Here is a 21,080-nt window from a genome sequence, read left to right as displayed (position 1 = left end):
CACATTTCCTGCATTTCTCACATTTGACCGAGTTGTCTGGTTTATTTGAGCCCTAAACGCTTGGCCATCCGGCCGAGGTTGGCGCGGTCCAGGCCCAGTTCGCGGGCGGCGCTGGCCCAGTTGTGCTGGTGGCGTTCCAAGCAGGCGTTGATGACTTGGCGCTGGTAGTCCTCGGTGGCCTGGCGCAGGTCACCGGTGACGGCCAGGGCTGCTTCTGCCGGTGCTTCGATCATTGGCGTGCTGACGTCGGGCAAATCCAGGTCCTGGGCACTCAGGCTCAGAATCTTCGGGCGTTCGCGACAGTTACCCAGGGCTTTCAGCGCGCTGCGGCCGATCAAATGTTCCAGCTCCCGCACATTGCCCGGCCAGTTATAGGCCAGCAGCGCCGCCTGGGCATCGCTGGTCAGGCGCAGGCTGCCCAGGCCCATGCGTGAGCGGTTCTGCTCGAGGAAGAAGCCGGCCAGCAGCAACACATCACGCCCGCGCTCGCGCAGGGCCGGCACTTGCAGCGGGTACACGCTCAGGCGATGGTAGAAGTCGGCGCGGTAGCGGCCGTTGCGCACTTCATCGGCGAGGTCGCGGTTGGTGGCGGCGATCAGGCGCACGTCCACCTGGTGTTCCTTGTCCGAGCCCAGGCGCTGCAACTGGCCGCTTTGCAGCACCCGAAGCAGCTTGGCCTGCACGCTCAGGGACAGTTCGCCCACTTCGTCCAGAAACAGCGTGCCGCCATTGGCCAGCTCGAACTTGCCGCGCCGTTCATTCAGCGCGCCCGTAAAGGCGCCACGCACATGGCCGAACAACTCGCTTTCCACCAGGGTTTCCGGCAGGGCCGCGCAGTTGAGGCTGATCAGCGGTTTGTCCGCCCGGGACGACGCCGCGTGAATGGCCTGGGCCACCAGTTCCTTGCCCACCCCGGTTTCGCCGGTGATCAGCACCGTGAGGTCGCTGCCACCCACCAGCTTGATTTCCTCCACCAGGCGCTTGTGGGTTTTGCTCTGGCCGATCATTTCCTTGTGCTGCTGGCTGCTGGCCTGGCGGTAGATTTCGGCGCGCTGGTGTTCGTCTTCGGCGCGCAACGCCAGGCGTTCGATACGTTCGGCCACGTTGACCGTGGCGGCGGCGAGGCTGGCGAAGGCTTGCAGGGCGTCCAGTTCCACCCGTTCGAAGCGTTCGGTGTCCAGCGCGTCCAGGGTCAACAGGCCCCAGGGCAGATCGTCGACAAACAGCGGGCAGCCCATGCAGTCGTGGACTTCCAGGTGGCCGTGCACGCCATCGACCAGGCCGTCGTAGGGATCGGGCAATTCGCTGTCACTGTCAAAGCGTGTGGGCCCAGGGCTGCTGAGCAACACGGCGAAGCGCGGATGTTCGCTGACCTTGAAGCGGCGGCCCAGGGTGTCCGCGCTCAAGCCATCCACCGCCAGCGGCACCAGCGACTCGCCGTCCAGGCGCAGCAGGGCGGCCGCATCACACGGCAACAGGGCGCGCATGGCTTGCAGCAGGCGTCGATAGCGTTCGCCTTCGGGCAGTTCCCGCGACAGGTCGGCGACCAGCGGCAGCAGGGTGGTGAGCAGCGAGTGTGCAGTCATAATGACTCCTTGTAGTCCATAAGACTATAAGGTGTAGGAGGTCATACTGACTACATAATGTTCAACTTATTGAAATTAAAGGATTTATAAGTTGGCATGAATACTGAGTAGCTAAGGGCAATCAGTAAAGAAGCCCAGGAGGCTCCCATGCTTAGTGCCCAAGACCGTGCCATCGTCAAATCCTCCGTGCCCCTGCTGGAAAGCGGCGGCGAAGCGCTGATCACCCATTTCTACCGCATGATGCTCTCCGAGTACCCTGAGGTTCGCCCGCTGTTCAACCAGGCTCACCAGGCCAGCGGTGACCAGCCCCGCGCCCTGGCCAATGGCGTATTGATGTACGCGCGGCATATCGACCAGCTCGACCAACTGGGCGACCTGGTGGCGAAGATCATCAACAAGCACGTCGCCTTGCAGATCCTGCCGGAGCATTACCCGATCGTGGGCGCTTGCTTGCTGCGGGCGATTTCCGAGGTGCTGGGCAGTGAGATCGCCACCCCTGAGGTGATGAATGCCTGGGGCGCCGCGTACGGCCAACTGGCGGACATCCTGATCGGTGCCGAAGCCGCTATTTACGCAGAGAAAGCCCAGGCCCCCGGCGGCTGGCGCGGTGCGCGGGCGTTCACTGTGGTCAAGCGCGTAGAGGAGAGCGCCGAGATCACTTCCTTCTATTTCGCGCCGGCGGACAACGGGGCGATCCTCGCGGCCGCGCCGGGCCAATACATCGGCATGAGGCTGGTGCTCGACGGTGAGGAAGTGCGCCGCAACTACTCACTGTCGGCGTTGAGTGATGGGGGTGAATACCGCATCAGCGTCAAGCGCGAGGCCGGCGGGCGGGTTTCCAATCACCTGCATGACCAGTTGCAGGTCGGTGCGACGATTGACCTGTTTCCGCCGTCGGGCGAGTTCACCCTGGCGGCCAGCGATAAGCCGCTGGTGCTGATCAGCGGCGGGGTAGGGATCACCCCAACCTTGCCAATGCTGGAGGCCGCACTGGCCACCCAGCGTCCGGTGCACTTTATCCACTGCGCGCGCAATGGCGGGGTGCATGCGTTCCGTGACTGGGTCGACGGCCTGGCAGCCAAGCACCCGCAGCTCAAGCGCTTTTATTGCTATGCCGAGGACGATGGCGTGAGCCCGGCGGCGGATAAAGTCGGTCTGTTGAGCCAGGAGCAACTGGCCGCATGGTTGCCGGAGCAGCGTGACCTGGACGCGTACTTCCTGGGACCTAAAGGCTTCATGGCGGCGATCAAGCGCCACCTCAAGGCCCTGGGCGTACCCGAGAAACAAAGCCGCTACGAATTCTTCGGCCCGGCGGCTGCCTTGGAATAGGACCTGAAGGTTCACACTGTTCAAAATAATGTGGGCGGGGGCTCGCCTCTCCCACATTTGGATCTCTGTTCCTCTCGATTAATCCCCTGTTAACCCCTCTCTGTTTAAACCACTCTCTGTGTGTAAACTTGCGGCCATTGGCACAACCAAACAAAGGGATACGGGGATGAGTGACGAATTGCGTTTAGGCAGGGAGCGGCGCTTTCTGGTGTTGCTGGGCATCATCTGCCTGGCGCTGATCGGTGGGGCGTTGTACATGCAGGTGGTGTTGGGCGAGGCGCCGTGCCCGTTGTGCATCCTGCAACGCTATGCCTTGCTGTTGATTGCGATCTTCGCGTTCATCGGTGCCGCCATGCGCACCAAGGGCGCCCTCACGCTGTTCGAAGGCCTGGTGGTACTCAGCGCTCTCGGTGGGGTGGCTGCGGCCGGTCACCATGTGTACACCCAGTTCTTCCCGCAGGTGAGCTGCGGCGTCGATGTACTGCAACCTATCGTCGACGACCTGCCCCTGGCCAAGGTCTTCCCGCTGGGCTTCCAGGTCGACGGCTTCTGCAGCACCCCATACCCGCCGGTGCTGGGCCTGTCCCTGGCGCAATGGGCGCTGGTGGCGTTCGTGCTGACGGTCATCCTGGTGCCCCTGGGCATCTATCGCAATCGCCGCCACAAAGGCTGAACCCATCAGTGAAACGCCCCGGTCTTTCTTCAAGGAAGGCCGGGGCGTTTTTGCATGTAGGCTTTTGTGAACAGAGCGTGACGCCGGACAATTTTGGCTGCGCGCAGTGTGCGACATGTTGTCACACGGAAGCCGCCGCAGGACGTTCCTGACCCGCCAAACCAGCGCTTAAATTTGCAAAAAGCCTCCAGGATGTGCTGTCAGTTCGTGGTTTGGACGCCGCCACGTACCTCACGTCGTACAAGGCTTTGAGTGATGTCCGAATGCCTTGTTTTATGGGGGGTTGCATAGGTTTCGTAGGCCCTTACGGGGGGTAAGGGCTGTGACGGTTTGCCCTATAACACGGCAATTTTTGTGGTTTTTGTTGAGAATCGAACGCGATAAGATCGCGAACCATTGCAATATTGGTGAAGGATTATTGCTGTAATCGATAAAAATTATTTCTTTATAAGACATGGTTTATACATCGCTAGCTAACTACAATCGCCCGCACTGAATGTCCGGTGCTGCTCAATCTTTGAGCACTGGAGCGGTCGAGGGGCAGATGGACGGCTCTGTGCGACCCCAAGGTTCCGGCAGCCTTTCAACTATCCGCACCAAAGGGAATTGGTCTGTAACAAGGCCTTTAACCACGAAATCGAATAAGAACTCACCGCAGGTCCGTGAAACGCTCCGTTATATGGCGTGCCGGGCAGGCTCTTATTCAATCGAAGAGAAATGCCAACCCTTGGCAGGGTGAAGTGTTGGCGATCAAAACCCAACTGCATTGCGCAAGCTGCTTTAGAGGTCGTGAGATGAGTAAAAACAGGTACCCCCGATTACTAGGCTTTTTGCCGCTGCTTGGCATGATGTTAATGCTGGGAGGCTGCAAGTGGACCTTGATGGACCCAAAAGGACAGATCGGTCTGGATCAACGAAACCTGATCATCACTGCCACCCTGCTGATGCTGTTGGTCGTGGTGCCTGTGATCATCATGACCTTTGCCTTCGCCTGGAAATACCGCGCGTCGAACACCAGCGCGACCTACGCGCCTAAGTGGTCGCACTCCACCAAGATCGAAATCGCGGTGTGGCTGGTCCCGATCCTCATCATCATCGCCCTGGGTTACATCACCTATAAGTCGACCCACGAGCTGGACCCGTACCGTCCGCTGGAGTCCGACGTCAAGCCGATCAACATCGAAGTGGTCGCGCTGGACTGGAAGTGGCTGTTCATCTACCCGGACCTGGGTATCGCCACGGTTAACCAGATTCGCTTCCCTGAGAACACCCCGCTTAACTTCCGGATCACCTCCGACGCCGTGATGAACTCGTTCTTCATCCCTGCCCTGGGCGGTCAGATCTACGCGATGGCAGGCATGCAGACCCGACTGCACCTGATCGCCAACGAAAAAGCTGAAATGGAAGGCATCTCCGCGAACTACAGCGGCGCTGGCTTCACCGGCATGAAATTCAAAGCGATCTCGACGAGCCAGGAAGATTTCAACGCCTGGGTAGCCGAAGTCAAGGCCGCACCTAAACAGCTTGATCAAGCTGAATACGACGCCCTGACCAAACCAAGCCAGAACAACCCAGTCGCCCTGTACTCCGCGTATGAGCCGAACCTGTTTCAGAAAATCGTCGACAAGTACGAAGGTATGAAGCCAGGCAAGCCGGTCAAGCACGAGAAGAAAGAAGTGGCCGCGGTTGAAGGTTCTGACACGGGCTCGCATTCAACTGCTGGGGCAGAGGAGTAAACGATGTTTGGTAAATTAAGTTGGGATGCGGTCCCGTTCCACGAGCCGATTGTGATGATTACCATCGCCATGATCGCGCTGGGTGGTCTGGCACTGTTTGCAGCAATCACTTATTTCAAGAAGTGGACCTACCTGTGGACCGAGTGGCTGACGTCGGTCGACCACAAGAAAATCGGCGTGATGTACATCATCGTTGCCATGGTCATGCTGCTGCGTGGTTTTGCCGACGCCATCATGATGCGTACCCAGTTGGCCATGGCCACCGAAGGTTCGCCTGGCTACCTGCCGCCTGAACACTATGACCAGATCTTCACCGCCCACGGTGTGATCATGATCATCTTCATGGCGATGCCTTTCTTCACCGGCCTGATGAACCTTGCAGTGCCGCTGCAGATCGGTGCGCGTGACGTTGCCTACCCGTTCCTGAACTCCCTGAGCTTCTGGCTGCTGGTTTCCGGCGTGGTGCTGATCAACGTTTCCCTGGGGGTCGGCGAATTCGCCAAGACCGGTTGGGTTGCGTATCCGCCATTGTCGGGCATCCAGTACAGCCCTGGCGTGGGTGTGGACTACTACATCTGGGCGCTACAGTTATCAGGACTCGGGACGACGCTGACGGGGGTCAACTTCCTGGCCACCGTCCTGAAAATGCGCGCCCCTGGCATGAAACTGATGGACATGCCGATCTTCACCTGGACCTGCACCTGGGCCAACGTCCTGATCGTGGCGTCGTTCCCGATCCTGGCCGCTACCATGGCGCTGCTGTCGCTTGACCGTTACCTGGATTTCCACATTTTCACCAATGAACTTGGTGGCAATCCAATGATGTACGTGAACCTGTTCTGGGCATGGGGTCACCCTGAGGTGTACATCCTGATCCTGCCAGCGTTCGGTATCTTCTCCGAAGTGATCTCGACCTTTACCGGCAAGCGCCTGTTCGGTCACCACTCGATGGTCTACGCATCGGGCGCAATCTCCGTACTGGGCTTCATGGTGTGGCTGCACCACTTCTTCACCATGGGTTCGGGGGCCAGCGTCAACGCCTTCTTCGGCCTGGCGACGATGCTGATTTCCATCCCGACGGGGGTGAAGCTATTCAACTGGCTGTTCACCATCTACCACGGCCGTCTGCGCATCACCAGCCAGGTCCTGTGGACCCTGGGCTTCATGGTGACCTTCGCCATCGGCGGCATGACCGGCGTACTGCTGGCCATCCCGGGTGCTGACTTCGTGCTGCACAACAGCCTGTTCGTGATCGCGCACTTCCACAACGTGATCATCGGTGGTGCGGTATTCGGCTACATCGCTGGTTTCAGCTTCTACTTCCCGAAAGCGTTCGGCTTCAAGCTGCACGAAGGCTGGGGCAAGGCTGCGTTCTGGTTCTGGATCTCGGGCTTCTTCGTTGCGTTCATGCCGCTCTATGCACTGGGCTTCATGGGCATGACCCGTCGTCTGAACGCCACTACCAACCCTGAGTGGGTGCCGTACCTGTACGTCGCCATGTTTGGTGCACTCATGATCGCTGTGGGTATCGCCTGCCAGTTGATCCAACTGTACGTGAGCATCCGTGACCGTAAGCAGAACGCTTGCGAATCCGGCGACCCATGGAATGGCCACACCCTGGAATGGTCGACCTCGTCGCCACCTCCGTTCTACAACTTCGCCGTGATCCCGACTGCGAACACCATTGATGCGTTCACCGAAGCCAAGGAAGACGGTACTGCGTACCAGCAACCTAAGCACTACGAACCGATCCACATGCCAAGCAACACCGCTACTGGCGTGGTGATGGGTGCGCTGTTGACCGTGTTCGGTTTCGCGATGATCTGGCACATCTGGTGGCTGGCAATCGTGAGCCTGGTGGGCACCATCGGCTACTTCATTGTCCACGCAGCACGTGATGATCAAGGCTACATGGTGCCGGTCGAAACGATCGAGCGCATCGAAGCCGAGCAGCACGCTCGCCTGGTCGCCGAGAAGAAAATCCCGGCCAACCGTGTAGAAACCTCGTTGGAACAGGCTTAAACCATGTCGAACTTAGTGACCAATGCTGGACACGCCCATGTCGATGACCATGGGCACGATGACCATCACCACGACTCGGGGCCGATGACCGTTTTCGGTTTCTGGCTCTACCTGATGACCGACTGCATCTTGTTTGCGTCGATCTTCGCGGTGTACGCGGTACTGGTAAACAACGTTGCGGGTGGCCCGTCGGGCCACGACATCTTCGAACTGCCTTACGTGCTCGGCGAAACCGCCTTGCTGTTGTTCAGTTCGATCACCTACGGCTTCGCCATGTTGGCCTTCTACAAGGGCAACAAGAAAGGCGTCCTGAGCTGGTTGGCACTGACCTTCCTGTTCGGCCTGGGCTTCATCGGCATGGAGATCAACGAGTTCCACCTGCTGATCTCCGAAGGCTACGGCCCGCACCGTTCCGGCTTCCTGTCGGCTTTCTTCACGCTGGTTGGTACCCACGGTCTGCACGTGACGGCCGGCCTGCTGTGGATGGCGGTGATGATGTATCAGGTCAATAAACACGGCCTGACCAACACCAACAAGACTCGCCTGAGCTGCCTGAGCCTGTTCTGGCACTTCCTGGACGTGGTCTGGATCTGCGTCTTCACCGTTGTTTACCTGATGGGGACTCTGTAATGGCTAATGCACACTCCCATGACCATGACAGCCATGATGCGAGCCACGGCAGCGTTAAGTCGTACGCCATCGGCTTCATCCTGTCGGTAATCCTGACGCTCATCCCGTTCGGTCTGGTGATGTACCCGACCCTGCCGAAGTCGATCACTTTGATGATCGTACTGGCGTTCGCGGTGATTCAGGTTCTGGTTCACCTGGTGTACTTCCTGCACCTGGATCGCTCTAAAGAGCAGCGCGATAACGTGATTGCGTTCGTGTTCGCAGGCTTAGTAATCCTGCTGCTGGTTGGCCTGTCGATATGGATCATGTTCAGCATCCATACGTTCATGATGGCGAAGTGAGGTAAGACCCGATGTCGCTTAAGCACTTTATCCAAATCACCAAACCGGGGATCATTTTCGGTAACGTGCTTTCTGTGGCGGGCGGTTTCTTCCTGGCCTCCAAGGGACATGTCGATCTGGCCATCTTCCTGGCTGCGATGATCGGTACGTCCCTGGTGGTGGCTTCCGGCTGTGTGTTCAACAACTGCATCGACCGTGACATCGACATCAAGATGGAGCGCACCAAGAATCGCGTGCTGGTCCAGGGCCTGATTTCCCTGAAACTGGCACTGATCTTCGCGACCGTCCTGGGTGTTGCCGGTGTGGCCCTGTTGTACCAGGTGGCCAACCCGCTGGCGGCGTTGTTTGCCGTGATCGGTTTTGTCATCTACGTCGGTCTCTACAGCCTGTACCTCAAGCGCAAGTCGGTGCACGGCACGCTGGTGGGCAGTCTGTCGGGGGCGATGCCGCCGGTGATTGGTTATGTGGCTGTGACCAATAGCTTCGACATGGCTGCGCTGGTGCTGCTGGTGATGTTCAGCCTGTGGCAGATGCCGCATTCCTACGCCATCGCGATCTTCCGCTTCAACGACTACCTGGCTGCTTCGATTCCGGTCCTGCCGGTCAAGCGTGGCATCCAGGTCGCCAAGAAGCACATCCTGCTCTACATCCTGGCCTTCCTCGTGGCGACCTTGATGTTGACCTTCAGTGGCTACGCCGGCATGAGCTACCTTGCCGTCGCCGCCGCCATGGGCATGTACTGGTTGTACATGGCCTGGACCGGCTACAAGGCGGTGGACGACACCGTCTGGGCGCGCAAGCTGTTCGTGTTCTCGATCTTCACCATCACCGCGCTCAGCGTGATGATGTCCCTGGATTTCCAAGTGCCGAAAGAGCTGTTGCTGACCTACGCCCACTGAGTGTCTGAGTAATAAAAAGGCCCCGCCTTCGAAAGAAGCGCGGGGTTTTTTATTGAGTGACCTTTAAACTACGACCAAACCCTACCCCTGCAGGAAGCAAAGTGATGAGTAAAAAAGCCGTTATGGTGTTCAGTGGCGGTCAGGATTCGACCACCTGCCTGATCCAGGCGCTGCCGCTGTATGACGAAGTGCACTGCATCACCTTCGATTACGGTCAGCGCCATGTCGCGGAAATCGAAGTCGCCCGGCAGTTGGCCAAGCAACTGGGGGCCACCGTTCACAAAGTGATGGACGTGTCGCTGCTCAACGAACTGGCGATCAGCAGCCTGACCCGCGACAACATCCCGGTGCCGACCGTGAACAGCTCCGGCGAAAGCTTGCCGAGCACCTTTGTGCCGGGCCGCAATATTCTGTTTTTAACCCTGGCGGCCATCTACGCGTATCAGGTCAAGGCCGAGACGGTGATCACCGGCGTGTGTGAAACCGACTTCTCCGGCTACCCCGATTGCCGCGATGAGTTCGTCAAAGCCTTGAACCAGGCGCTCAAGCTGGGCATGGAGTACGACGTACGCCTGGAAACCCCGTTGATGTGGCTGAACAAGGCCGAGACCTGGGCATTGGCGGATTACCACCAGCAACTGGACCTGGTCCGCGAGCAGACCCTGACCTGCTACAACGGCATTATCGGCACCGGCTGCGGCGAGTGCGATGCGTGCAACCTGCGTGCACGTGGCTTGAATGACTACCTGCAGAACAAGGCAGCGGTCATGCAGAGCCTTAAGCAGAAATTGCAGCTGAACTGACCTCCAACACGCAGCTGTCGAGCCTCGACAAGGCTCGACAGCTGCTACGCATCAGGCAGTGGCGGCGGTCAGGTAGCGCTTGAACAACGAGCGCGCACCGTAGGCCGGCAGGATATTGAAGAACGCAAAACCGACTTTGATCGCGATCTGTACATAGATCATGCTCAGGATGTCGCTGGTCTGCATGGCACCGTAGAACGCGATGAAGCAGAACAGGAAGCTGTCGATAATCACTGCAAAGAACGTACTGAGGAAAATGCGCAGGTACAGGTATTTGGAGTTGGTCAGCTCTTTGATCTTGCACAGTAAATACGAGTTGATATTTTCCGACACCAGGAACGACACCGAAGAGGCGATCAATACCGACGATACCTGGACGATCACATCGTTGTAAGGACCGTCGAGCTTCCAACCTGGCAGGCCGGGCAGGAAGGTCGAGCCGTAGAGCAGGATGATGATCATCGCGTTGCTGGCAAAGGCAAACAGAATGGCCTTTCTGGCGAGTCTCAGGCCGAAGTTTTCGTTGAGCAGGTCCACGATCAAAAAGGTCAACGGATACAGGAAAGTGCCGGGTGTGACGATGATGTCGAGTGACTCGATGTAGATCGGTTTGGTCGCGGCGATGCTGGTGAAAATATAAAAAGTGAAGAGCAGCAGGTTCAGGATGATGTAGATCATCCATGAGTTTTCATTACGGTCATTGAGGTCGTACGCGGTCACCGAGCCGCCTTGGGAATAGAACTTCTTGTATAGGTTTTTAACTTCCATTTTATTTAAGTTGTCCATGATTTCGCTGTTGATGACTTCGCTCAACTTGACCCGGATGATCTTGCCCGTGGCGATGATCATGATCACGGCCAGGCTCTTGTCATTTTCGAAGCCAAGCAGTTTGTACTTGCTGTTTTCTATCTCGCTTTCATGCGTGGTCATTGAAGCGCTCCTCAATGATATCGCCCAGTACACACAGGCGTTCTGAGTTGGCGCAGGCCTCACGGCTGATCAACAGCGCCTGAGTGACCTTGTCGAACACCAGCTTTTCCTTGGCATCGCTCGATGAGCCCTTCTGGATGATCAGCAGGTCACCTGGCTCGTTCACACCCGCGATGGGATGCTCCAACTGCACGCCGATCAGGTTATGGGACGCGCCGAAGTAGTACGTGAGCGGGAAGAGGGTGGCCAGTTCGCCGATGCGCTTGTCCAGGTGCTGCATGACCTGGCTTTGCTTGAGCACAGGCACGGCTGCCGGGTTCATATTGCCCTGGGGCGACACACTGCTCTCGATGATTTCCTTGGCTTCAAAATCGATGGTCTCGATTTCTTCGTAAGACACGCCGAAAAAATCGGAAATCTTGCGCAGGGTCGACTGTTGAACGTTGACGACCTTGCCTTCGAGGATGTTGTAGATCGTGGTGCGGGTCAGGCCGGCCGCGCTGCACAACGACAGTTGGGTCTCGCCGCGGCTCTTGATCAAGTACTTGATGTTGCTCTTCAAGTGCTCGGTTTTTTCTCGTCTGTGCATCACGTGCTCACCACTTCCCTTTAGTAAAAACCGTTGATCCTTGAAGACGCCACGCAGGCTGTTTCAGCACTGAAGTACCCATCCAGGGCGTTCAGGCTTTGCGGCGGGCGCAAGTGTTGCACGCGCGTGGCTTAACAATAAAGCCCAAGATGCTCGACCCTGTCAGGCGGAAAGGCAAATGGCCAGTTACTCGGCAAAGGGGGACAAAAGCGAACATTTAATTTGGAAAATGTTTAATTTCCTGTTTAATTGGACGCCACGGTTCAGGACGAACCGCTACGCAGCAACCAAGGAAGGGACACTCCCCATGGCAGTCAATACCGTACACCTGCAGGATCAGGCTGACCTGTTGCGCCGAGGCATGGCGGATCTGCACGCCGAGGACATGGAGTTGGCGATGCTGCTGGACGCGGAAGTGGCGCGCCAGCACCGCACACTGTCACTGGTCGCGTCCTCCTGTGCGGTCGAACCCCGCACCCTGGTGGCCTCCGCGTCTGCATTGGTGAACATCACCGCCGAGGGCGCGCCTGGCCGACGCCATCGGGCGGGCTGCGAGAATGTCGATCTGGTCGAGTCCCTGGCTATCCGCAGGGCGCGTGAATTGTTCGATGCCCACTACGCCGGCGTGCAGTCGCACTCGGCTTCCAACGCCAACGCCCAAGTGCTGTCCGCCCTGCTTGAACCGGGGGATACCCTGCTGGGCATGGCCCACGATCACGGTGGGCACCTTACCCATGGCAGCCCCGCCGTATTTACCGGTGCCTACTACAAGGCCATTCGCTACGGCACCACCGCCGACGGACTGATCGATTACGCGCAGGTGCGTAGTCTGGCGCTTGCCCATCGCCCACGCATCATCATCTGCGGTGCATCGGCTTATTCGCGGGTTGTGGATTTCGAGCGGTTTCGCGCCATAGCCGATGAAGCGGGTGCGATCCTGCTCGCCGACATTTCTCATATTGCCGGGCTGGTCGTGACGGGGCGGCACCCGAGTCCGATCAACGCCGCGCATGTCACCACCACCTGTACCCACAAGCAGCTGGGTGGGCCGCGCGGAGGCTTGATCCTGTCCGGCCGCGATGCCCATACCAAGGTGCCCGGCTTGAGGGCGACCTTCAGCCGTGTACTTGATCAAGCCGTGTTCCCACGCATGCAGGGCGCGCCGGCGGTCAATATGATCGCCGCCAAAGCCGCTGCGCTGGGCTACGCGATGACACCGGAGTTCGACGCGTGCATGGGGCGGATTCGCGCCCTGGCCGATGAAGTGGCCAGCGCGTTTCAGGCCCATGACTATGAAGTGGTCGGCGGGCGCAGTGAAAACCATACCGTGCTGATTCGCTTGCGCGGCGGCGTTACCGGCGCTATCGCCGAGTCTGCGCTGGAAAGCTGCGGTGTCGTGGTGGATAAAAACCGCATACCGGGTGAGACGCGTTCGTCTGCCGTTGCCAGTGGCTTGTGTATCGGCACGGGCTCCATGGCGCAACGCGGTGTTGATGCCGAGGGCTGTCGACACATCATCGATCTGGTGTGCCGGGTATTGGACAATGTCACCCCGCTGGGGGAGCACGCGTACCGCCTCGAACCGATTCTGCAGCAACAACTGCGTGCAGAACTCGAAGCCTTGTGTGCGAAATATCCCATCGCCGGCTACTGGGAACGCTGAAGCGCCCTGCTCGAAAAAAGCCCCGTCTTCGCACGTTGTACGGGGCTTTTTCATGGTGGCTCGGTTAAATCCTTCGTTCCTTGTCTCGTCATACCCTTCTATACGAGCTGTGCGAATTCCTCACCCGTCTACAAGGAGTAGTCACCATGGTCAGCGTTAGTCGTCGATCCCTTCTCGCTCTTGGCGCCGCCCTGCCTTTGCTCGGGCGCCTGGATTGGGCGCTCGCCGCACCTGCGCCGACCAAGACTGACAAGGTACTGCTCAACTACAACGAAAGCCCCTACGGGCCTTCGACGGCGGCCCGCGAAGCGATGCAGCGCGGCATCGCGACAGCCGGCCGGTATCCGTACAAACATATGTACGCCTTGGCCGGCCTGTTTGCCCAGCAGCACGGGATTGCCGAAGAGCAGGTGGCGGTGTTCGCCGGCTCCATGGCCGCGCTGCGCTACGCGGTGCTGGCGTTCACCAGCGAAACCCGCGGCCTGGTGATGGCCACGCCTTCCTACGAAGTACCGCGCCAGGCCGCCGAGTCCCGTAAGGCGCCGGTGCGCGAAGTGGACCTTGACGCCGACCACGCCCACGACGTTCCCGCCATGCTCGCCGCCGATCCCCAGGCGGGGATGCTCTATGTCTGCAATCCCAATAATCCGACGGGCACCCTCACCTCTACCGAGGCTATTCGCCAGGCGTTGGCGAACAAGCCCAAAGGCAGCGTATTGGTGGTGGACGAGGCCTACATCGACTTCGCCGACACCCCAAGCGTGGTGAGCTGGGTCAAGGACCATGACGACCTGTTGGTGTTGCGCACCTTCTCGAAAATCTACGGCATGGCCGGCGCCCGCCTGGGCCTGGCGATCGGCCACCCGGCGCTGCTGGAACGGCTGGCGGTATTCGGCGGTGACAATGTCCCGGCGGGTTCTTCCCTGCTCGGCGGCCTCGCCAGCCTGGAAGACGTAAAGCTGCTGCCACAACGCAAGGCACTCAATGCCCAGCTGCGCGATGAAACAATCACCTGGCTCAAGGGCCGTGGCTTCACCTGCACGGCCTCCCAGGCCAACTGCTTCATGATCGACGTGAAGCAACCGGCCGAGCAGGTCATCGACAAGCTTGCCGCACAGGGCGTGTTCATCGGGCGGGTGTGGAAAAACTGGCCGCAGTGGGTGCGCGTGACGGTGGGGAACAAGCGGGAGATGGAGCGGTTTCGCGAGGTGTTTGCGGCGACGGTCTAGCGCCGATGTGGGAGGGGGCTTTCTCCCTCCCACATTCGGTGTCACTGCTGCGCGATGCTGTAGCCCTCAAACGCCGTCTGCTGTTGCAGCGCAGTAATCACGCTCTTGCGGCTCAGCGGCTGCTCGACGCCGGCGTTATCCACAAAGCTTTCAACCTCCAGCTCGGCTTCGTCGCCTTCGCCTACAAAGCTGAAGCCCAGGAACTCAAACGCCTCACGGTCGACGTTCAACCGCGAGCGTGGCGTGCGCAGCGGCAGGGTGACGCTGGTGCCGTCCTTGCTGATCACAAACACTTCGGCTTCTTTCTTGGGGCGAGCGGCCTTGCCTTTGCCGGCGCTTGGGTTGCTGATGGCCTGGTGAGACTGGTTCAGCACTTTGAGGGCCAGCCCGTAGACCAGCTCCTGAAACTCAGGATCATCCTTGAAGCTCGACAGGATGCGGCTGATGGAGAACTTGCCGCTCAGGTCTTCAAGGGCGAGGTTGTCAGCGGCTTCGGCGTCCTTGAGCTGCTTGAGCTGGCCCATCAGGTCGTAGGCCTTGTCGTCGTCGAAGGCGTCGTGGGCCTGGCGGATGGCCACGCGCAGTTCGCGGATCTGGTCGCTTTCCTTGGAGGTGTGAAAGGCGTCCAGCACCATCTCGCTGATGATCTTGGCGGCTGGCACATGCTGTGAAAGATTGATGGCGTTTTCGTATTCAGCCTTGGCGTGCAAGGCGACTACGGATTCTTCGGCGGAGTGTTCGGTGTAAGAATCGGACATTGAAATTTCACTACTTCAGTAAACGGAAGACAAAAAAGCGTCGCGCATTTTCAGCGGGGAGGGGGATCAGGTCAAGGCTGCCGACCGGCGAATGCAGGGCGTCAAACCAACTGCTTCAGGCACGCCTGGAGAATATCCAGTCCTTCTTCCAGCACCGCAGGCTCGATGGTCAGCGGTGCCAGCAAGCGCACGATGTGCCGCGACTTGCCGCTGGGCATCAACAACAGCCCGGCGTCTCGCGCCAGGCTCAGCAATTGGGTCAGTTGCCGGGGCGCGGGCGTGCCGTCGGCGTTGGCCAGTTCGATGCCGCGCATGGCACCGACGCCGGTCAGGCGGCCCAGGTACGGCGACAGGTGCTGCGAACGCCAGGCGGCATAGCGGCCGACGATCGCTGCTTCCTGTTGCGAGCCCCAGGCCTGCAAGTGTTCGTCCGTCATCGCATCGAGGGTAGCCAATGCTGCCGCGCAAGCGATGGGGTTACCCGAGTAAGTACCACCGAGGCCGCCTTTGGGCAGGTTATCCATCAAGGCCTTGCGCCCGACCACCGCACCCAGCGGCACGCCGCCGGCGATGCTTTTGCCCAGCAGGATCAGATCCGGTTCGATGCCCAGGCGTGAGAAGGCGAAACGCCGGCCGGTGCGCCCGAAGCCCGATTGGATCTCATCGGCAATCAACAGGATATTGTGTTCATCGCAAAAGCGCCGCAGGGCGTGGGCAAACTCGATATCCAGCGCCAGGAAACCGCCTTCGCCCTGCACCGGCTCGATGATGAAACAGGCGACGTCAGCGACGTCGATTTCCACGCTGAACAAGCGGTCCATGGCTTTCAGCGCTTCAGCGCAGCTCACGCCGTTATCGGCGCTGGGGTAGGGCAGGTGATACACCGGGCCGGGCAGGACGCCGACCTTTTGTTTGTAGGGCGCCACCTTGCCATTGAGGTTGAGGGTGGCCAGGGTGCGGCCGTGGAAAGCACCGTCAAAGGCGATCACCGCCGTGCGGCCGGTGGCGCCGCGCACGATCTTCAAGGCGTTTTCTGCCGCTTCCGCACCGCTGTTGGTAAGCATGCCGCTGACGGGGTAGTCCACCGGGATAAACCCGGTCAGGCGATCCATCAGTTCGATGTAGGGCGTGTGCGGTGCCGCGTTGAACGCATAGTGGGTCAACTTCGTCGCCTGTTCCCGAATCGCCGCCACCACGCCCGGGTGGCAATGGCCAAGGTTGAGCACGCCGATCCCGCCGACAAAATCGATATAGCGTTTGCCCGTGGTGTCCCAGACCTCGGCGTTGCTGCCATGGCTGAGGCTGATGGGATGAACGATGGAAATCGACTGGCTGATGGTTTCGCGGCTCATGAATCTCGGACTCGGCAGTGGCGGGCGTGCTTTTATCTAAGCCGTGGGCCAGGCCCTGCCGCAAACGAAATAAAGTCGCCGGGTCATTCCAAATCGGAAGAGCTGTTGCCAAAAGCTCGTTTTTGGCAACGCCGTAGCCCCGTCGATGCTACGCCGACACCCCATCCTTGCCCGCCGCCTTGGCGCGATACAGCGCCTGATCGGCACGCGCCATAAGCGCGCTGGGGGATTCATCCATACGGCGCTCGGCCACGCCCACGCTCAGGGTAACGTGGAGGCCGCCGCGCATCGGGATCTTGCGCATCTTTTGGCAGATTTTCTCGGCCAGCTCCCTGGCGGTTTCCAGTGCGCTTTTGGGCAGGACCGCGATGAACTCATCGCCACCCCAGCGCGCGAGCAGGTCGCCTGGGCGCAGGCAGCTTTCCAGGCATTCCACTACCTGCAAAAGGGTTTGGTCGCCCACGCCGTGACCATGCTGGTCATTGATCGGCTTGAAATCATCGATATCCATCGCGATCAATGCCAGCGGCAGGCGAAAACGCTGGGCGCGGTCGCACTCTTCCAGCAGGACTTTTTCCAGGCGATAGCGGTTGGCGACGAGGGTCAGGGCATCCCGTTCGGCCAGGGAGCGGTTTTCGTCCAGCTGCAATTGCAACTGCTGGTTGACCCGTGACAATTCGCGCGTGCGCTCGGCCACCAGCGCCTCAAGGGATTGGTTGCGCCGCTCCAGCTGTTCGACGGAGCACTTGCGTATATGAATATCGCGATGGGCGCCGACCATCCGCGCCACCGAGCCATCGGGGTTACGGGCAATCACGTAGCCCCGGTCTTCGATCCACAGGTAGCTGCCATCTTTTTTGCGGCAACGGTATTCGATTTGATAATGGGGAGCGCGACGGTGGATGTAGTCATCGAACAGCGTCATCACGTGGGGGTAGTCTTCCGGGTGGATGACGGTCTCCCAGGTGAACACGCTGTTTTCCAGGGAGTGGCGGGGGTAGCCCAGCATTTCGTACCAGCCTGGGTTGCGGTAGACGAACCCGGTATTGGCGTTCCAGTCCCAGATCCCGTCGCTGACCAGCTCCAGCACGGTATGCAGCATGTCGGCATTGAGGTGGGAGAAATTACCGTTGTCGGAGGTATCGTCCATCTGTGCGCTCCTTGCATGGGCTGGCGTCCAAGGCCAGTCATATTGATGCCGATACTCCGTGGCTGGAGCTACTGTACAACGGAGCTTGTGCGCTTTGAATAGGGCGGATGGACGGCTACAGGAGGGTGGCCATGGGCTATTGCTTCGGCGCGATCATCCTCGTATGCGCCTTCCCATCGGCGTTGTGCTGGTAGATCGTGTCAGGTTGCCCCCGCTCGTTGAAAAACACTTGGCCGATGCCTGCCGAATTCCATAACCGTTCACCGGCCTCGGCATGCTCCGGGATGTGCGGCACCACCTGCATGGTGCGGCGGCGAGTGAACCAGTTGAGAGGCGAGCGCGGCGAGTACAGCCAGCGGTTGAGGCGGTCGAACCATTCCAGCAAGCGCGGCGGGAATTCGTTCTTGATGCCGCTGCTGGTGATCTGCCAGATTCTGGGGCCGGCGTTGCGATGGCGGATCAGCACTTCATAGACGAACGAGTAGTGCACATCCCCCGAGAGGATCACGTAGTTACCCGGTGTGCGCGAGTGGCGAAAGATGTTGAGGATCACCTGGGCCGCACCGCGATGGGCCATCCAGTTTTCTGCGTCCACCAGCAACGGGTGGCCGCACCAACTGAAGATTTTCTGCACGGTCTCGATCAGCTTGACGCCGAAGATCGGCGCGGGGGAGACGATGATGGCCGAGGGATGGTCGAGCAGTTCCTGTTGCAGTTCGCTCAAGGCTTCCCAGTCCAGCAGGCCGGACGGTTGCTTGAGGGTGAATTCGCTGCGCCAGCGCCGGGTGCGGGTGTCGAGCACCACCAGGGCCGGGGTGGTGGGCAGTACGTAGTGCCACTGCTGGAACTTCAGCAGCGCCGCGAGCAAAGCATCCTGTGCCTGGGCGTCCAAGTGATTGTCCTGCGCCTGGGTGGCCAGTGCCTGGGTGTGGCCCACCAGCTCATCAAAGGCGTCCGGGTTATTGCCCCAGCCCTGGCACAGCAGGTACGCCAGCAGGGCGTTACCGATGATGCGTCTGGAGAACGGATGGCCGTAGGCGGTTTCTTCCCATTGCGCGCTGAGGTTCCAGTCGTCGGTGATGTCGTGATCGTCAAAGATCATCAAGGTGGGCAGATGGGCGAATACCCGCGCCACGCCCGGCAAGCCGTCGCGAAATTTATCCACCTGCACCTGTTCGCGGGCATAGCGCGCAGCTTCATCGGCGTTCAGTTGCGGTGGCTGTACGGTGATCAGGGACCAGGGGGTGGGCGACCACACCAGCAGGTACATCGCCATGACTTCGGCGAACGTCACCAGGTGATTGTCGGCGGTGCTGCTGGTGAAAATCGGCTTTTTCACGCCGCCAAAAAAACGTTCGCGCAGGGTCTCATTGCTGTCCAGCGCGGGTAGCAGGTCAGCGCGGTGGTAGTAGCTGGCGTGATGCCCGTAGAGGCTGGCGCTGTCGTCTACCACCGCGCCTTCCAGGTACTCATCGAACAGGCCCAGGCGCGCAATCAGCCCATGGATCGCCCGCAACATCGGCCCGGCCACATCGTCGGCGTACACCTGGTCGCCACTCATCATCAGCAAGGCTGGGCGGTCGGCCGGGGTAGGCGCATCCGCCAGCAGCCGATCGACGCAGAGCAGGCCTTCGTCGGCGCTGTGGTGAGGTTTGCGGCAGGAGCCGTGTACCAGTTGATGGATGTGGCTGTGCAGTACGAAACTTGGGCAGTGTGTGTCGGCGTACAGCAGGTGCGGTGCCCATTCGGCAATGCAGGCGTCGTCGACCAGCAGGTCATAGTGGATGACTATGTCCTGGGGCAGCGCCTCGTCCAACCGTACATCAATCAGATGGATGTACGCCTGGCGCCCCACCGGCACGACCTGGCACCGGTCCTGGCCCAGCGGTATGTCCAGGCACTGGCCGGCACAGTGCAGTTTCAGGCTCAGGGGCAATGCCCGGCTCCCCACCAGCCACAGCACCAGGCGCCGGGGTTCCAGGCGCCGCAGCAGAGGGCCGGCGAGTACGGCGGGCAAGGTGTCGGGATGTGGCATGCGGTAACAGGCTCCGGCCAGGGTTGAACCGGCAAGGTTAGCGCAACGGATGTCAGTGTTTTGTTAAAGCGGGGCGGTCTGTAAAAAAGAAGAAGGGCAATACGCTGCCCTTCTTCCTGCGGTTCAGAGCAAGTTCCCCTTGCCCAGGCTATCCAGGCCGCCACTTCTGGGGCGGTTGCGCGATGAACCGTCAGCCTCCTGAGGCTCCAGTTGCGGCTGAGGGTCTTCAATGCTGCGTTTCTTGCGTTGCAGGGCTGTGTCGTCCTGCGGCGTAGTGGGGGGAGGAGGGGGGAGCGGTGTGGCGTTGATAGAGCTGAGCATGGCAGTGTCCTTTTATCTATTAGTCGAGTGTTACTTCACCCCTTGGAGCGAAGTGCCGCCAAACTTATAGAGCAGGGCGCTGGCGAGCTATAAACGTCCTGCTGCAAGATATGACGACCTTTGGCTACTCGGCTCAGAAGTCATCAGCGGCGCCGTCCGCGCAACCCCCGGTCGCGGGAGTGGTCGCGCCGTCCTTGCCATCCAGCACAAAGGCCGCACGGTTTTGTGCCACGACATTACGTATTGCGCTGTAATAGTCCGGCAATTTTTGCAGGCTGTCGGTGAGCGGCAACAGTGATGCCCGGGTATCCACGGTGCCACCTACCAGGCTGAGGGTGCCCAGGGTCTGCACGGTGTCACTGTCTCCCAACGGCGAGACCAGGAAACTCAAGACCTTGCCTGCCGCATCGCGGCTGTTGCCGGTGCCCAGCAGTGGCAGTTCGACAATCGGCCCGTTGCCGATGCCCCACACGCCGAATGTCTGGCCGAAGTCGGCGCTATGGCGCGGGATGCCCACGCGGTCTGATACATCGATCAGCCCCACCACGCCCACTGTGGTATTCAGCGCAAAACGGCCAAGGGTATTGACCGAGCGCCTTGGGTTGCCTTGCAACAGGTCATTGATAAACACCTTCGGCTCGCTGAAGTTGCTCGCAAAGTTATGCACACCCTGCTGGAAAAAATCCGGCAGGTAGCGGTAGCCACGTGCTACCGGCGCCAGGGCGTAGTTATCCACCGTCCGGTTGAAGGCAAACACCCCGCGATTGAGCGGTTCGGCCGGGTCGTACACCGGGTAATTCACCTGTGCGCAGCGGGTGGTGGTGCCCGAGGGGGCCGGGCTGGCGCAGCCCGTGAGGTAAGACACGGTCAACAACAGCACGACCTGGCGAGCCAGGTGCCGGGGATAGGTCAGCGAGCGCATAAGCACGGTCTCCGCAAAAGGGAGGCCGATGCTGGCAGCCGTCCCTTGCGCAAAGATGTCTGGTTTATTGCGGCGCTGACGCTTTATTGCACGATTGAAATATATGACGGGC

The 21,080-nt window shown here is 59.8% G+C and carries 19 protein-coding genes; 10 read left to right on the top strand and 9 right to left on the bottom strand.

Translation table 11 applies throughout. The annotated features are described in order from the left end of the window. Positions 1 to 41: 41 nt before the first annotated feature. Positions 42 to 1,586: a nitric oxide reductase transcriptional regulator NorR gene (norR, locus tag BLQ09_RS27685; RefSeq protein ID WP_092359294.1), complete on the bottom strand. Its 1,545-nt coding sequence runs from the start codon at positions 1,584 to 1,586 to the stop codon at positions 42 to 44. Between the two features lie 147 nt (positions 1,587 to 1,733). Here norR and hmpA point away from each other — a divergent pair, with 147 nt between their 5' ends. The 8 genes from hmpA to queC all read left to right on the top strand — a co-directional run bounded on the left by hmpA (position 1,734) and on the right by queC (position 10,019). After that, positions 1,734 to 2,915, top strand: coding sequence for an NO-inducible flavohemoprotein (hmpA, locus tag BLQ09_RS27680; protein WP_092359292.1), 1,182 nt, complete (start codon positions 1,734 to 1,736; stop codon positions 2,913 to 2,915). A 166-nt stretch (positions 2,916 to 3,081) separates the two neighbouring features. Beyond that, positions 3,082 to 3,588, top strand: coding sequence for a disulfide bond formation protein B (locus BLQ09_RS27675; protein ID WP_027607623.1), 507 nt, complete (start codon positions 3,082 to 3,084; stop codon positions 3,586 to 3,588). 794 nt (positions 3,589 to 4,382) lie between these two features. After that, positions 4,383 to 5,324, top strand: a complete 942-nt coding sequence (cyoA, locus tag BLQ09_RS27665) for a ubiquinol oxidase subunit II (RefSeq protein ID WP_027607622.1) — start codon at positions 4,383 to 4,385, stop codon at positions 5,322 to 5,324. Positions 5,325 to 5,327: 3 nt separating this feature from the next. Further along, a complete protein-coding gene (gene cyoB / locus BLQ09_RS27660) occupies positions 5,328 to 7,346 on the top strand; it encodes a cytochrome o ubiquinol oxidase subunit I (RefSeq protein ID WP_027607621.1) in 2,019 nt (672 codons plus the stop codon). 3 nt (positions 7,347 to 7,349) lie between these two features. Beyond that, positions 7,350 to 7,976, top strand: a complete 627-nt coding sequence (locus BLQ09_RS27655) for a cytochrome o ubiquinol oxidase subunit III (RefSeq protein WP_010206435.1) — start codon at positions 7,350 to 7,352, stop codon at positions 7,974 to 7,976. Next, positions 7,976 to 8,317, top strand: coding sequence for a cytochrome o ubiquinol oxidase subunit IV (gene cyoD, locus BLQ09_RS27650; protein ID WP_010206434.1), 342 nt, complete (start codon positions 7,976 to 7,978; stop codon positions 8,315 to 8,317). Before BLQ09_RS27655 ends, cyoD begins: the two co-directional genes overlap by 1 nt. Before the next feature lie 11 nt (positions 8,318 to 8,328). Continuing rightward, a complete protein-coding gene (cyoE, locus tag BLQ09_RS27645; protein ID WP_027607620.1) occupies positions 8,329 to 9,216 on the top strand; it encodes a heme o synthase in 888 nt (295 codons plus the stop codon). 104 nt (positions 9,217 to 9,320) lie between these two features. Continuing rightward, complete coding sequence (queC, locus tag BLQ09_RS27640; protein ID WP_027607619.1) at positions 9,321 to 10,019, top strand: 7-cyano-7-deazaguanine synthase QueC; 699 nt, start codon at positions 9,321 to 9,323, stop codon at positions 10,017 to 10,019. 51 nt (positions 10,020 to 10,070) lie between these two features. Here the strand turns inward: queC and BLQ09_RS27635 are convergent, their stop codons facing one another. Together BLQ09_RS27635 and BLQ09_RS27630 are read right to left on the bottom strand one after the other, a co-directional pair. Then, positions 10,071 to 10,949, bottom strand: coding sequence for a queuosine precursor transporter (locus BLQ09_RS27635; RefSeq protein ID WP_027607618.1), 879 nt, complete (start codon positions 10,947 to 10,949; stop codon positions 10,071 to 10,073). Next, complete coding sequence (locus BLQ09_RS27630) at positions 10,936 to 11,541, bottom strand: helix-turn-helix transcriptional regulator (RefSeq protein WP_092359290.1); 606 nt, start codon at positions 11,539 to 11,541, stop codon at positions 10,936 to 10,938. Before BLQ09_RS27630 ends, BLQ09_RS27635 begins: the two co-directional genes overlap by 14 nt. Before the next feature lie 304 nt (positions 11,542 to 11,845). On the opposite strand from BLQ09_RS27630, the gene glyA reads away from it, so the two are divergent. Together glyA and BLQ09_RS27620 are read left to right on the top strand one after the other, a co-directional pair. Continuing rightward, the gene (glyA, locus tag BLQ09_RS27625) at positions 11,846 to 13,201 is read left to right on the top strand and encodes a serine hydroxymethyltransferase (protein WP_092359288.1); all 1,356 of its coding nucleotides are present in this window, start codon (positions 11,846 to 11,848) and stop codon (positions 13,199 to 13,201) included. 146 nt (positions 13,202 to 13,347) lie between these two features. Further along, entirely contained in the window at positions 13,348 to 14,430 is a 1,083-nt protein-coding gene (locus tag BLQ09_RS27620; RefSeq protein ID WP_092359286.1) for a pyoverdine biosynthesis transaminase PtaA, read from the top strand. 41 nt (positions 14,431 to 14,471) lie between these two features. Here the strand turns inward: BLQ09_RS27620 and BLQ09_RS27615 are convergent, their stop codons facing one another. From BLQ09_RS27615 to BLQ09_RS27590, 6 genes are all read right to left on the bottom strand, one after another. After that, on the bottom strand, positions 14,472 to 15,188 hold the full coding sequence (locus BLQ09_RS27615; RefSeq protein WP_092359284.1) for a hypothetical protein: 717 nt from the start codon (positions 15,186 to 15,188) through the stop codon (positions 14,472 to 14,474). Between the two features lie 101 nt (positions 15,189 to 15,289). Further along, positions 15,290 to 16,540: a 2-aminoadipate transaminase gene (locus BLQ09_RS27610; RefSeq protein ID WP_092359282.1), complete on the bottom strand. Its 1,251-nt coding sequence runs from the start codon at positions 16,538 to 16,540 to the stop codon at positions 15,290 to 15,292. 148 nt (positions 16,541 to 16,688) lie between these two features. After that, complete coding sequence (locus BLQ09_RS27605; protein ID WP_027607612.1) at positions 16,689 to 17,690, bottom strand: diguanylate cyclase domain-containing protein; 1,002 nt, start codon at positions 17,688 to 17,690, stop codon at positions 16,689 to 16,691. 136 nt (positions 17,691 to 17,826) lie between these two features. Next, positions 17,827 to 19,725: an alkaline phosphatase D family protein gene (locus BLQ09_RS27600; RefSeq protein ID WP_092359280.1), complete on the bottom strand. Its 1,899-nt coding sequence runs from the start codon at positions 19,723 to 19,725 to the stop codon at positions 17,827 to 17,829. A 123-nt stretch (positions 19,726 to 19,848) separates the two neighbouring features. Then, the gene (locus tag BLQ09_RS27595; RefSeq protein ID WP_027607610.1) at positions 19,849 to 20,046 is read right to left on the bottom strand and encodes a hypothetical protein; all 198 of its coding nucleotides are present in this window, start codon (positions 20,044 to 20,046) and stop codon (positions 19,849 to 19,851) included. Between the two features lie 133 nt (positions 20,047 to 20,179). Then, positions 20,180 to 20,968 carry an MlaA family lipoprotein gene (locus BLQ09_RS27590; protein WP_092359278.1) on the bottom strand — a complete coding sequence of 263 codons (789 nt, stop codon included), beginning with the start codon at positions 20,966 to 20,968 and terminating at the stop codon, positions 20,180 to 20,182. Positions 20,969 to 21,080 lie beyond the last annotated feature (112 nt).

Source organism: Pseudomonas sp. NFACC25 (assembly GCF_900100935.1).
Taxonomy (GTDB): Bacteria; Pseudomonadota; Gammaproteobacteria; order Pseudomonadales; family Pseudomonadaceae; genus Aquipseudomonas; species Aquipseudomonas marginalis.
The sequence above is the reverse complement of the archived record's forward strand: the minus strand, read 5'-3'. Positions and strand labels throughout refer to the sequence as shown.

Excerpts from the sequence above, each read along its gene's own strand:
- norR (WP_092359294.1), bottom strand. The coding sequence starts at position 1,586 with ATGACTGCACACTCGCTGCTCACCACCCTGCTGCCGCTGGTCGCCGAC.
- hmpA (WP_092359292.1), top strand. The coding sequence starts at position 1,734 with ATGCTTAGTGCCCAAGACCGTGCCATCGTCAAATCCTCCGTGCCCCTG.
- BLQ09_RS27675 (WP_027607623.1), top strand. The coding sequence starts at position 3,082 with ATGAGTGACGAATTGCGTTTAGGCAGGGAGCGGCGCTTTCTGGTGTTG.
- cyoA (WP_027607622.1), top strand. The coding sequence starts at position 4,383 with ATGAGTAAAAACAGGTACCCCCGATTACTAGGCTTTTTGCCGCTGCTT.
- cyoB (WP_027607621.1), top strand. The coding sequence starts at position 5,328 with ATGTTTGGTAAATTAAGTTGGGATGCGGTCCCGTTCCACGAGCCGATT.
- BLQ09_RS27655 (WP_010206435.1), top strand. The coding sequence starts at position 7,350 with ATGTCGAACTTAGTGACCAATGCTGGACACGCCCATGTCGATGACCAT.
- cyoD (WP_010206434.1), top strand. The coding sequence starts at position 7,976 with ATGGCTAATGCACACTCCCATGACCATGACAGCCATGATGCGAGCCAC.
- cyoE (WP_027607620.1), top strand. The coding sequence starts at position 8,329 with ATGTCGCTTAAGCACTTTATCCAAATCACCAAACCGGGGATCATTTTC.
- queC (WP_027607619.1), top strand. The coding sequence starts at position 9,321 with ATGAGTAAAAAAGCCGTTATGGTGTTCAGTGGCGGTCAGGATTCGACC.
- BLQ09_RS27635 (WP_027607618.1), bottom strand. The coding sequence starts at position 10,949 with ATGACCACGCATGAAAGCGAGATAGAAAACAGCAAGTACAAACTGCTT.
- glyA (WP_092359288.1), top strand. The coding sequence starts at position 11,846 with ATGGCAGTCAATACCGTACACCTGCAGGATCAGGCTGACCTGTTGCGC.
- BLQ09_RS27620 (WP_092359286.1), top strand. The coding sequence starts at position 13,348 with ATGGTCAGCGTTAGTCGTCGATCCCTTCTCGCTCTTGGCGCCGCCCTG.
- BLQ09_RS27615 (WP_092359284.1), bottom strand. The coding sequence starts at position 15,188 with ATGTCCGATTCTTACACCGAACACTCCGCCGAAGAATCCGTAGTCGCC.
- BLQ09_RS27610 (WP_092359282.1), bottom strand. The coding sequence starts at position 16,540 with ATGAGCCGCGAAACCATCAGCCAGTCGATTTCCATCGTTCATCCCATC.
- BLQ09_RS27605 (WP_027607612.1), bottom strand. The coding sequence starts at position 17,690 with ATGGACGATACCTCCGACAACGGTAATTTCTCCCACCTCAATGCCGAC.
- BLQ09_RS27600 (WP_092359280.1), bottom strand. The coding sequence starts at position 19,725 with ATGCCACATCCCGACACCTTGCCCGCCGTACTCGCCGGCCCTCTGCTG.
- BLQ09_RS27595 (WP_027607610.1), bottom strand. The coding sequence starts at position 20,046 with ATGCTCAGCTCTATCAACGCCACACCGCTCCCCCCTCCTCCCCCCACT.
- BLQ09_RS27590 (WP_092359278.1), bottom strand. The coding sequence starts at position 20,968 with ATGCGCTCGCTGACCTATCCCCGGCACCTGGCTCGCCAGGTCGTGCTG.